This window comes from Beduini massiliensis (genome assembly GCF_000829905.1).
Taxonomy (GTDB): Bacteria; Bacillota_I; Bacilli_A; order Erysipelotrichales; family Coprobacillaceae; genus Beduini; species Beduini massiliensis.
The window spans coordinates 1-12,766 of record NZ_CDPP01000003.1 but is presented as its reverse complement, the minus strand read 5'-3'; the positions used below and the strand labels follow the sequence as shown (position 1 = coordinate 12,766).

At 41.3% G+C, this 12,766-nt stretch carries 9 protein-coding genes and 3 rRNA genes; 4 read left to right on the top strand and 8 right to left on the bottom strand.

Annotated elements, in window-relative coordinates; all coding sequences use genetic code 11:
- The first annotated feature begins 53 nt into the window (after positions 1-53).
- The 4 genes from BN1225_RS01775 (at position 54) to BN1225_RS01760 (ending at position 2,749) form a co-directional block, all read left to right on the top strand.
- Positions 54-830: an HAD-IIB family hydrolase gene (locus tag BN1225_RS01775; RefSeq protein WP_041138129.1), complete on the top strand. Its 777-nt coding sequence runs from the start codon at positions 54-56 to the stop codon at positions 828-830.
- Complete coding sequence (locus tag BN1225_RS13965) at positions 817-1,293, top strand: GNAT family N-acetyltransferase (RefSeq protein WP_052466215.1); 477 nt, start codon at positions 817-819, stop codon at positions 1,291-1,293. The genes BN1225_RS01775 and BN1225_RS13965 overlap by 14 nt, the downstream gene beginning before the upstream one ends.
- A gap of 114 nt (positions 1,294-1,407) precedes the next feature.
- Complete coding sequence (locus BN1225_RS01765; protein ID WP_041138128.1) at positions 1,408-2,265, top strand: AraC family transcriptional regulator; 858 nt, start codon at positions 1,408-1,410, stop codon at positions 2,263-2,265.
- 13 nt (positions 2,266-2,278) lie between these two features.
- Positions 2,279-2,749: a hypothetical protein gene (locus tag BN1225_RS01760; protein ID WP_041138127.1), complete on the top strand. Its 471-nt coding sequence runs from the start codon at positions 2,279-2,281 to the stop codon at positions 2,747-2,749.
- 36 nt (positions 2,750-2,785) lie between these two features.
- Here BN1225_RS01760 and BN1225_RS13960 read toward each other — a convergent pair whose 3' ends face one another.
- From BN1225_RS13960 to BN1225_RS01720, 8 genes are all read right to left on the bottom strand, one after another.
- Positions 2,786-5,377, bottom strand: coding sequence for an autotransporter outer membrane beta-barrel domain-containing protein (locus tag BN1225_RS13960; protein ID WP_052466212.1), 2,592 nt, complete (start codon positions 5,375-5,377; stop codon positions 2,786-2,788).
- 318 nt (positions 5,378-5,695) lie between these two features.
- Positions 5,696-6,244, bottom strand: a complete 549-nt coding sequence (locus BN1225_RS01750; RefSeq protein WP_041138126.1) for an NADH peroxidase — start codon at positions 6,242-6,244, stop codon at positions 5,696-5,698.
- Between the two features lie 131 nt (positions 6,245-6,375).
- Positions 6,376-6,726, bottom strand: coding sequence for an arsenate reductase family protein (locus BN1225_RS01745; RefSeq protein ID WP_041138125.1), 351 nt, complete (start codon positions 6,724-6,726; stop codon positions 6,376-6,378).
- A 28-nt stretch (positions 6,727-6,754) separates the two neighbouring features.
- A complete protein-coding gene (locus BN1225_RS01740; protein WP_052466209.1) occupies positions 6,755-7,444 on the bottom strand; it encodes a DUF975 family protein in 690 nt (229 codons plus the stop codon).
- Between the two features lie 98 nt (positions 7,445-7,542).
- A complete protein-coding gene (locus tag BN1225_RS01735; RefSeq protein ID WP_041138124.1) occupies positions 7,543-7,869 on the bottom strand; it encodes a cyclic-di-AMP receptor in 327 nt (108 codons plus the stop codon).
- Between the two features lie 138 nt (positions 7,870-8,007).
- Positions 8,008-8,116, bottom strand: a 5S ribosomal RNA gene (gene rrf / locus BN1225_RS01730).
- A gap of 48 nt (positions 8,117-8,164) precedes the next feature.
- Positions 8,165-11,073 (bottom strand): 23S ribosomal RNA (locus BN1225_RS01725).
- A 166-nt stretch (positions 11,074-11,239) separates the two neighbouring features.
- A 16S ribosomal RNA gene (locus BN1225_RS01720) occupies positions 11,240-12,765 on the bottom strand.
- The 16S, 23S and 5S rRNA genes sit together here, the layout of an rRNA operon.
- Between the last annotated feature and the right edge of the window lies 1 nt (position 12,766).

Here is a 12,766-nt window from a genome sequence, read left to right as displayed (position 1 = left end):
CCTATCCGCTCCTGCCAAATAAATGATAAAATAAGCAAGTATGGAGGTATAAAATGAAACTTTTAGCAAGTGATTTTGATGGTACATTAGCCTTTAATAATGAAATCAAAGAAAGTGATATTAAAAAAATCAAAGAATTCCAAGAAGCCGGAAATCTATTTGGAATGTCAACCGGACGCAATTTAGACGGCATTCTGCATGTCACTGATCCTTATGGCATTCATTTAGATTTTTTAGTGTTAGCCAGTGGTTCAAAGCTTATAGGAAAAAACGGGCAGATCCTCTTTGATCGCCCTTTAAACAAAGATATTGTGACTCGTATTTATAATGCCACTCAATGTCCAAAGGAATATATGTTCTTTACAGAACAAGGAGCGGTTGTGATTCATCGTGCTGTTTCCAATCGTGCATTTAAACTCATCGAAGATATTAATGAATTAGAAGACGTAGATTATTCGTTTATGGCGATTAAGTTTATGGAGGGGGAAGAAGATCAGGCTCAAAAAGCCGTTGATTTTATCAATGCCCACTTCTCCGATGAAATCATCGCATACCGTAATACGATTAATGTCGATGTTGTATCAAAGGGGTGTTCTAAAGGAAACGGCGTACTGATGATTGCGGAACATTTCAATATTGATAAAGAGGATATTGCGGTAATCGGGGATTCTTTAAACGATATTTCAATGTTTGATGTCACTGATCACGCTTATTCTTTTGAACATATCGAACCGGCATTAAAAAAACATGTGAATCATTTCGTCGGCAGTGTTGGTGAATGTATCGATGATTTATTAAAAAAGGAGGAAGAACAACATGGAGATCGTTAAACTAGCCTCTCCTGAATCTTTTTTAACACATATTAAAATAAAAAATGACAGCTTACCGCAAAAAATGTGGAGCGATGAGTCATTAACGATAAAGGGATTAGAAGAAGTCTATGATACGTATGAAACTTATCTTGTTTATGAAGATCAGAATGTGATTGGCGGCTTTCTACTATTAGAAAAAGACTACTCTTACTGGACGATAGAAGAAAATCAGGATAATGCATATTATGTTCATAAACTCTTTGTTTTGCCTCAGTTTAACGGGCGTGGTTATGCGGGAAAGATCATGGAAAGAATCAAAGAATATGCAAAGCAGGAACATAAAGATTATCTGCGCTTGGATTGTCGGCGTCATAATGAAAAACTGAATCATTTATATGAAAGTTTAGATTTTCAATTTAAACGTGAGTTTGATTCTCACTTTTCAGGAGAAATGAATCTAAGAGAATATAAAGTCAAATAAGATGACAAATTTTGTCATCTTTTTATTATCTATCCAATCAGTACCAAAAATAAGATGCACTCCCGTTTTATAAATGCTAAAATAGGATCAGTCAAACAAATAAGGAGGAATCCAATGGACTGGAATGCATTGCTTCAAACTATTATTGACTATATCGAAAATCATTTACAAAGAGATGAGGCCCCGATTGATCATGATGAAATTGCACAGATTGCCGGATGTTCCTTTGATTTTTTTCAGAAAGTGTTTTCCTATATGAATAAAATCAGTTTTGCGGAATATATTCGCTTTCGTAAATTAACATTAGCGGGTTATGATATCAAAAGTACGAATCTAAAAGTGGTGGATATCTCTTATAAATACGGCTATGATTCACCTACTTCTTTCACCAAAGCATTTTTGCAGTTTCATGGGGTATCACCCAGAGAAGCCAGAAATAAAGATGTCGAATTAAAAGTATATCCTAAAATGCAGCTGCATTCGAAACAACAGTATGCCTGGCGACTAAAGCAAAAGAACGCATTTCGTTTAATCGGTAAAAAAATCAAAGTAAGTCGTCAAAATAATGAGCACTATTCTAAGATTCCCGAATTTTGGAGTGAGTGTCAAAGAAATGGTGTTTTTGCAAAATTGATTTCATTAGACACCGCAAATAAAAGAGGAATCTTTGGCTTATTTAGTGCTGCCGATCCTCTGATAGAAGACATCGATTACGCGATCATGGTCATATCTGATAAGGAACTGCCGGACGGATTTGAAGAAATCATCATTCCCGCAGAAACTTGGGCGATCTTTGATTGTCTGGGACCTACCCCACAGGCTATTCAAAATGGCTGGCGCTACCTGCTTGAAGAATGGGTCATTAAATACCCTTTTCAGCATGCCGATTGCCCTGAACTGGAATGGTACAGTGATGGAAACAGTTACGATGAAAACTATTTGAGTCAAATTTGGATTCCAATCATGGAATAAAGGAGAACGAAAGATGAATGATAACTTTAACTTATTTCTTAACAGTGTAGAAGCACAATATCAAGATTTTGTCCAAGACCTGCATAATCTTCTAACAGAAAATCAATGCAAATGTGAAATCAAGCCGGCTAAAAGCGGTTATTTAGTGTCTTATGTTTTCTTGAATACTAAAAAAACCTTAGCTAATTTTGTATTTCGCAAGAGTGGTATCAAACTGCGTATCTATGCAGATCATATTGGACAATATCAAGAATTTTTAAATAGTCTGCCTAAGAAAATGAAAAAAGAGATTAGTAAAGCTTCGATCTGCAAGCGGCTAATTAATCCGGATGACTGCAATCAAAAGTGTGCGATGGGATATACCTTTTCATTTGACAATGAACAATACCAAAAGTGTCGTTTCATGGCATTTATGCCAACTTTAAGTCAAGAAAGCAATCCATATATTAAACAGTTTTTAATAAATGAATTAGCCCATCATTAAGAAAGCGGTATAACAGATTTCTGTTATACCGCTATTTTACTTTATCGAACGCTTTTTAGACCCCACTATAAGCAGACCAAACAAGATAAGCGATCCAATGCAAAGCCCCATATACCCTTTATACTGGATTTGATCCCCAGTATCAATGGAAGAAGGAAGGGTATTTTCTCCATTTTTTAAAGAAGTCGGATCAGTTTCTACATCCATATTTGCATCACTTTCTCCACTTCGATGAGGAACTTCTTCCTTATTATCCGGTTCTGATGGCTGCATAGGCTGATCCGTTTTTGGCTCATCATAGATTAATGTATAGATTGAAAAACGATCAGTTTCAAAAGTAATCGTTGCAGGATCATCATCTAGGTCTTTGAGAATATCCGTGATAATCGTTCCATCCGCATTTGCATGACTGCGAATCACCGCAAATTCACGTCCATTGCTTTGGTCTAAATACGTTTGGGGAATCGTTATAGTAATTCTGATGGGTTTTAACGTCTGATGTATTGAAGAAATCGTGCCGGCAACATTTTTAAAAAATGTCAGATCCAAGTTTACCAATACATTCTTTTCATCTATTACGTTTTTTAAGCCTTGTACAACCGAATTAGGAATCTTAGTGACTTCATCCATTTTAAGGTTAAATTCCACATCCTTACCATCAGCCACAGCCGCTTTATCTTCTTCATCTAATAACTCTGTTGCCAAAGTTTGGTCTAAGTGAACTTGAAGATCAGGAAGTGCCAAGTTGTTTCCTTTTTCTACTTCTACCTGTTCCTTAATAATCCCCGGTATCTTTCTAAACGTAACTTCAACATGATGATTTTCTCTGACAGTTGTAAAGGTATAAGATTTTTCGTTGATATCATAAGGCTGACCATCGATCATTACGCTTATAACTTCATACTCATTGTCAGGCACCCATTCTATTTTGGATGACTCATTTTTATTGACGCTTTGTGTTTCCGTAATCTTTCCACCGCTGTTTGCTTTCGTTTCAATCGTGTAGGTCATAATCCCTACTTTCCAAACAGATTTATTTTCTTCAATCACATACTCTAATTTGCCGTTATTTAACAAGAACGTATTTTCCATTCCCACCGTATCATCACAATAGACTAGTGGTGCCCCCACTGTCAGATCATCATCTGCAACTAAAAGCGTTGACATCTCTAATGTTTTTCCCATTAACATAGTGACATGCAGGGCTGCTTTTAATGTAATCGAATCAAAATTGGCAACAGACTGCAATGTCATTTCATCATAGAGGATCAAATCTGCATTTCCGCTCAAACTGAGTGGATTTCCTCTGTTTTCTCCTCCACCCCAAATATTATCCAAAACGCTGCCTTGAACACTTACCTGTGTATCGGATATATCAATAGCATTAACGTCAGCCCCACTTCCTGCGGCAATTACAGTTGAATAATAAGTAACACCATTAAATAGGCTTCCGGTTAATTGATGATAGCTGGCATTTGCCGAGGTTACCGCTGCATTCCCACCATCACTTGCCTCTCCGCCACTGTAAAAGGTACCTGCCGTACTGGTATTGCCGATATCCATAGAAACATATCCTACTGTTGCCGTTGATCCTGCTCCATTGGCTGCACCACCGCCATAGATTCCTGCAGCGACAATATTACTCCCTTGTGTATCAGCGGGGATGACTGAATTTTGAATACTAAGATTCGTTGAATTTGTATTTGCTTGCCCTCCGCTGTATGCAGTCCCTCCGGCGCGAATATAGCCGTATATATTGCTGCAATCGTTTAATGATAAAACAACTTGATTCACATTAGCTATCCCTTGGCTGGCTTGTCCTCCCCCTTGGAGAATCATGATTTCCGTATTATTATAAATGTTCGTTGTCACTAAGTTAACATTTGCCTGTGCATTCCCAGATGCATATCCGCCACTGTATACTTCACGAATATCGGCATGGTCAACATTCAGTGTGACATTGCCATTAACATCTGCGTTGGCATAGCCACTGGCTTCAGAACTTGCATTACCACCGCCACGAATGGAATATACTCTTTCTGTCACATAACCATTTGTGCTTCCTGTCTGGGCAACGGCCTGATAAACGCCATTTGTATAAGCATATCCGCCACACGTAATATTCCCATGATTAGAAGTCGGCGTTGCAGATACTTCTACTTTTACTGACCCTGTAACATTTGCTTGAGCATTTCCTTTAAGTGCATTGGCATAGCCACCGCCATAAATGCTGCCACCGTTTACATTTCCAATAACACGTATTGTAACATTGCCATTCACATCAGCATTTCCTGTTCCATCACTATAACCACCACCATAAATCGTACTTACATAGACACCCTCCACAATCATTTCAATATTACCATTTACACTATTGTTTTTACTCCCACCATAAATCGTTGAACAATTTACTGCGGTGTCCAATAATTTGGTCTCTCCTTTAAGATCGTATATATAATTTTTTCCATCATTATCTTTTTTCAAGCGAAAAGATGTCCCATTTGCATAAATTGTACTGCCTTCCACAGTAATATTGGCATCATTCGCATATATCGGTACTCTTATAAGAGTAAACAGTATACTAAGCACTAAAACAAACGCAATTCCCCATCGACAAAACCGTTTCATTCTCGCTTACCTCCATGATTACTTTAAGCAAACATAAAAACATACTTATCTACTTTTATTATATTCTTTAATTTTTTTAATTCAACGTCATTTTACCTATTACGTTCATTTTTTACCAATTAAACTATTGACTTTATATTAATAATGTTTTAATATGAATTTACAGTTAGTTTAGACTAACTTTCTGTTTCTCTAATAATTTGCCATTATTATAGATCCAATATCTCTTTGAAACAGAAAAAGCAAAGTGATTTATCCTCACTTTGCAGATAAATAAAAAGATCGAATCTAACAGATCCGATCTTTTTTCATACATTTTTATTTTCCGAAATATCTTTCTAATAATCCAGCAAATGCTTTACCATGACGTGCTTCATCACGAGCCATTTCATGAACTGTATCATGAATTGCATCTAAGTTTTCTTCTTTAGCACGTTTAGCTAATTCAACTTTACCGGCAGTTGCTCCATTTTCAGCATCTACACGTAATTCAAGGTTTTTCTTAGTTGAGTTAGTTACACATTCACCTAATAATTCAGCGAATTTTGAAGCATGTTCTGCTTCTTCCCAAGCTGCTTTTTCATAGTAAAGACCAATTTCAGGATATCCTTCTCTATGTGCTACTCTCGCCATAGCTAAGTACATACCAACTTCTGTACATTCTCCTTCGAAGTTTGCTCTTAATCCCATGATGATATCTTCAGGAGCCCCTTCAGCTACACCTAATACGTGTTCTGCAGCCCAAGTCATTTCTCCGCTTTCTTGTTTTACGAACTTATCAGCTCCTACTTTACAAATTGGACATTGTTCTGGTGCTGAATCTCCTTCATGAACATATCCACATACTGAACATACATATTTTGCCATTATTTTTTCCTCCTCTTTATTAATAGTAATCATTACTATTTATTACATTTATTAGTATATCATAAATTTTACAGATGTAAAGTGAAAAGTAATATTTTTTTAAAAAAATAATAAGAGAAACACTTCCCTTATTATTTTATGATCATTTCGTATTCACTTTCTTTAAACCCGACTAAGACGGTATCTTCTGTAATCAACAATGGACGCTTAATCAACATTCCGTTTTGACTGAGCAATTCACAGGCTTCATCGATTGTCAGCAAATCTACTTTCTCTTTTAGATTCATTTCTTTATAAACATTGCCACTGGTATTAAAAAAACGTTTAGTTGGCAATCCTGATCTTTCGATCCACTGTTTCAATTCCGCTGCTATAGGTGTGTTTTCTACAATATGACGATCATCAAAGTCTGCTCCATGGTTTATTAAAAACTTCTTTGCCTTTTGGCATGTCGAACATTTTGGGTATTCAATAAATAACATATCTCGTTCACCTGTATCCTTTCTTCTATTAATAAGCTATATAGTCTCTCTCATCACACAGTTCAAAGTAAAGCTGGGCATACGTAGCATCGAAATATGGCTGGATAAAAAACAACAGTAATCCACCTAAAAAAGATCCTACAAAGCGCCAACCGATAAAAGATAAGTCTAAATAAAAGATTTCCATCTTTCTGCCCATCGTCATCTCTTTAGAAAGACGCAGAATTTCTAAGGTATCCATGCTGGGATCTTCAGCCAGCAGATATACTACCATTCTATACTGGTACATTTTATAAATTCCCGGGATTACAAAGAATAAAGTCCATACAAAGACCATAATATCTCTGACAAACATCGTCTTTACAATATTGAAATAATGACTGCCGCTAAATGCGTAAAACAGATCTCCTACAGAGTCATAATTCCCACCTGTAAAATAACGTGCTTTTCCAACCAAAAGCGGGTTAAAAACAAAAATTCGCAAAATATAAATGATCACCCAAGTGATAATCGAAAAAATAATTCTTGTAAGAAACAACAATATTCCGCTAAAAGAAAAATATATAACTTGGTTTGTATTCCAATCAAAGCGAATCGATAAAAATGTATCGTTCCCACATATAATAAGAATAATCGCACAAATAATTGTAGCGAAGATATAGTGACTTCTTAAAAAATCTTTAGCATTGTCTTTGAGTTTGATTCTATTTATCGGCATATACTCCCTCCTTCATATGCCCTATTATACTATATTTTAAATGGAGCACAAGAAAAAGAGCATACACGCGAAGGTATATGCCCAATAGAAGTCTATTATTAGAATTTTTTGAATTGATCAACATCAATTACAAAGATTGTAGCTCCCCCTACGACAACATCAATCATAGTGGCTAAAGAAACTTCTGGTAAAGCTAAAGAGTTCATTGTAGGCATTTTTTCTACTCTCTGTTTAGCTTCAGATTTGATTAACTCAATAACAGCATCTACTTTATCTTCATCTGTTCCGATCAATAATGTAACGTTTCCCTTACTTAAGAAACCACCGGTAGAAGCCAATTTTGTAACATAATGACCAGCTTTGTTAAGAGTAGAAGCAACAGCAGAGCTATCATCCTTATTAACAATTGCGATAACGAGTTTCATAAATATTCCCCCTTCGTTACTATTATTATACACAAAAAAAGAGAAATAGTACACAAAAAAGAGTAGAAATCTCTCTTCTCTCTCTATAGACATGTCTCTTTCCAATACATAAAAAAAGGAGGAACTCCTCCTTCTCTTACCCGGCAATCTGCTATTTTCGCGATCGCTCACTATCTTCGCCGTTGATATGCTTAACTTCTGTGTTCGAGATGGTTACAGGTGTCTCCATATCCCCATCATCACCGGATTCCTCTGAGCTCTCACTCAAAACTGGATAATAAGTTCTTTCTTCTTCTAGGTTAAGTTCTCGACCTATTAGTATCAGTCCGCTCCATATATCACTATACTTCCACTCCTGACCTATCTACCTTATCGTCTTTAAGGGGTCTTCCAACTTGCGTCCGGAAGTCTCATCTTGAAGGGGATTTCACGCTTAGATGCCTTCAGCGTTTATTCCTGCCACACTTAGCTACCCAGCTGTGCCACTGGCGTGACAACTGGTCCACCATTGGTGTGTCCATCCCGGTCCTCTCGTACTAAGGACAGCTCTTCTCAAACTTCCTGCGCCCACGACAGATAGGGACCGAACTGTCTCACGACGTTCTGAACCCAGCTCGCGTACCGCTTTAATGGGCGAACAGCCCAACCCTTGGAACCGACTTCAGCTCCAGGATGCGATGAGCCGACATCGAGGTGCCAAACCTCCCCGTCGATGTGAACTCTTGGGGGAGATCAGCCTGTTATCCCCAGGGTAGCTTTTATCCGTTGAGCGACGGCCCTTCCATTCGGTACCGCCGGATCACTAAGCCCGACTTTCGTCCCTGCTCGACTTGTCTGTCTCGCAGTCAAACACCCTTTTGCCTTTGCACTCTGCGCTTGATTTCCATCCAAGCTGAGGGTATCTTTGGGCGCCTCCGTTACTCTTTGGGAGGCGACCGCCCCAGTCAAACTGCCCACCTGACACTGTCCCGTTGCTTGCTTCAAAGCATCCGGTTAGAACCCCAATCAAGGAAGGGTAGTATCCCAACGTCGACTCCTCACACACTGGCGTGCATGTATCCCTGTCTCCTACCTATTCTGTACATCCTTCATCAAAGTCCAATATCAAGCTACAGTAAAGCTCCATGGGGTCTTTCCGTCTAGTCGCGGGTAACCTGCATCTTCACAGGTACTAAGATTTCACCGAGTCTACAGCCGAGACAGCGCCCAAATCGTTACGCCTTTCGTGCGGGTCAGAACTTACCTGACAAGGAATTTCGCTACCTTAGGACCGTTATAGTTACGGCCGCCGTTTACTGGGGCTTCAATTCATTGCTTCGACCTTACGATCTTACAACTCCTCTTAACCTTCCAGCACCGGGCAGGCGTCACCCCATATACTTCGCCTTGCGGCTTCGCATAGAGCTGTGTTTTTGATAAACAGTCGCTTGGGCCGTTTTACTGCGGCTTATTTTCATAAGCACTCCTTCTCCCGAAGTTACGGAGTCATTTTGCAGAGTTCCTTGGCCATAGTTCTCTCGCTCACCTTAGGATTCTCTCCTCACCCATGTGTGTCCATTATCGGTACGGGCTAATAAAAATTTGCTAGAAGCTTTTCTTGGAAGCTTGCTTCGACAGCTTCTGTACTTGGGTCGCCCCTTTCCATACGCTTCACGTCTTCTCCTTGCGGTATGCGCATTTTTCTACACACCAGATATCCCGCTTGCTCCGGCTCTTCCATCCGCCGGACCTGTCTAGCCTTCTCCGTCACTCCATCACTCTTTATTAGGTACAGGAATCTCCACCTGTTGTCCATCGACTACGCCTTTCGGCCTCGCCTTAGGTCCCGACTTACCCAGAGCGGACGAACCTTCCTCTGGAAACCTTGGGTTTTCGGTGCGTGGGATTCTCACCCACGTTCCGCTACTCACACCGGCATTCTCTCTTCTATCCTCTCCACATGTCCTTACGATCATGCTTCTCCGATGATAGAACGCTCCCCTACCACTCACATTTTTCAATGTCAATCCATAGCTTCGGTATATTGCTTAGCCCCGGTAAATTTTCGGCGCAGAGTCATTCGACTAGTGAGCTGTTACGCACTCTTTAAAGGGTGGCTGCTTCTGAGCCAACCTCCTAGTTGTCTGGACATCTCCACATCCTTTTCCACTTAGCAATAATTTTGGGACCTTAGCTGATGGTCTGGGCTGTTTCCCTTTTGACAATGGACCTTATCACCCACTGTCTGACTGCCAGGTATGTTTTCGTGACATTCGGAGTTTGATTATGTTCAGTACCCCGGGATGGGGCCATCACATATTCAGTGCTCTACCTTCACGCTACTTTACCCTGACGCTAGCCCTAAAGCTATTTCGGGGAGAACCAGCTATCTCCGAGTTCGTTTGGAATTTCACCCCTAGCCACAACTCATCCGCCAACGTTTCAACGGGGGTCGGTTCGGTCCTCCATCGGGTTTTACCCCAACTTCAACCTGGTCATGGCTAGATCACTCGGTTTCGGGTCTATGACATCCAACTATTCGCCCTTTTCAGACTCGCTTTCGCTTCGGCTCCGCATCTCCTGCTTAACCTCGCTGACTATCATAACTCGCCGGTTCATTCTACAAAAGGCACGCCATCACCCCTTAACGGGCTCTGACTTCTTGTAAGCATATGGTTTCAGGTTCTCTTTCACTCCCCTCCCGGGGTTCTTTTCACCTTTCCCTCACGGTACTGGTTCACTATCGGTCACAATGGAGTATTTAGCCTTTCGAGATGGTCCTCGATCCTTCCGACAGGATTTCTCGTGTCCCGCCGTACTCAGGATCAGTCTTGGCTTCGCTCTACTTCGAATACGGGGCTCTCACCCTGTCTCGCATACCTTCCCATGTATTTCTTCTGTAAAGTGTCTTGCCTTTCTTGACTGTCCTATAACCCCAAGATAACTCTTGGTTTGGGCTCCTTCCCTTTCGCTCGCCACTACTCAGGAAATCATTCTTTATTTTCTTCTCCTACAGGTACTTAGATGTTTCAGTTCCCTGCGTCTTGCTTCCTATGCATTATGTATTCATGCATGGATACTATCTCGTAGATAGTGGGTTCCCCCATTCGGATATCAGCGGCTCTTGCGTGTGCTTACCACTCGCCGCTGCGTTTCGCCGTTTGCTGCGTCCTTCTTCGCCTCATTGTGCCTAGGCATCCTCCATACGCTCTTCTTTTCTTATCCTAGATTTGCTTTTGTTACTTTTTCTTAGTTTTTTCGACTATTAGGAAAGATCCTTGATTTCTCCTGATCTTTCTAATATTTCTTTTCATCTTATTATCCAGTTTTCAATGATCTCTTTTCCTTGAGTGTCTCCACTCAAAACTGAACAGAACCTTTTTCTCCTTAGAAAGGAGGTGATCCATCCCCACGTTCCCGTAGGGATACCTTGTTACGACTTCACCCCAATCATCGATCCCACCTTAGACAGCTCTCTCCTTTCGGTTAAGCCACCGGCTTCGGGTGTTATCAACTCTCATGGTGTGACGGGCGGTGTGTACAAGGCCCGAGAACGTATTCACCGCGGCATGCTGATCCGCGATTACTAGCGATTCCATCTTCATGCAGGCGAGTTGCAGCCTGCAATCCGAACTGAGAACGGGTTTTTGAGTTTCGCTCCAAGTCGCCTCTTCGCTTCCCTTTGATCCGTCCATTGTAGCACGTGTGTAGCCCAGGTCATAAGGGGCATGATGATTTGACGTCATCCCCGCCTTCCTCCGGCTTGTCACCGGCTGTCTCGTTAGAGTCCCCATCTTACTGCTGGTAACTAACGACAAGGGTTGCGCTCGTTGCGGGACTTAACCCAACATCTCACGACACGAGCTGACGACAACCATGCACCACCTGTCTTGGATATATCTATCCCTCTATCTCTAGAGTCTTTATCCAGATGTCAAGACCTGGTAAGGTTCTTCGCGTTGCTTCGAATTAAACCACATGCTCCACCGCTTGTGCGGGCCCCCGTCAATTCCTTTGAGTTTCATTCTTGCGAACGTACTACTCAGGCGGAGTACTTATTGCGTTAACTGCAGCACTGAGGCTTGTCCCCCCAACACTTAGTACTCATCGTTTACGGCGTGGACTACTAGGGTATCTAATCCTATTTGCTCCCCACGCTTTCGGGACTGAGCGTCAGTTACAGACCAGATCGTCGCCTTCGCCACTGGTGTTCCTCCATATATCTACGCATTTCACCGCTACACATGGAATTCCACGATCCTCTTCTGCACTCTAGCTATTTGGTTTCCATGGCTTACTGAAGTTAAGCTTCAGCCTTTTACCACAGACCTCCATTGCCGCCTGCTCCCTCTTTACGCCCAATAATTCCGGATAACGCTTGCCACCTACGTATTACCGCGGCTGCTGGCACGTAGTTAGCCGTGGCTTCCTCACAAAGTACCGTCACTCTAATACCATTCCCTGTATTAGCCGTTCTTCCTTTATAACAGAAGTTTACAACCCGAAGGCCTTCTTCCTTCACGCGGCGTTGCTCGGTCAGGGTTCCCCCCATTGCCGAAAATTCCCTACTGCTGCCTCCCGTAGGAGTCTGGGCCGTGTCTCAGTCCCAGTGTGGCCGTTCACCCTCTCAGGCCGGCTATGCATCGTCGCCTTGGTAGGCCTTTACCCCACCAACTAGCTAATGCACCATAAGCCCATCTGTTCCCTATCCCTTAGGATATTTAACTTTATCTAAATGCTTAGTTAAAGCCTATGCGGTCTTAGCGCATGTTTCCACGCGTTATCCCCCTGGTACAGCCAGGTTGCTTATGTCTTACTCACCCGTTCGCCACTCATCACCAAGGTGATGCGTTCGACTTGCATGTATTAGGCACGCCGCCAGCGTTCATCCTGAGCCAGGATCAAACTCTCCATGATA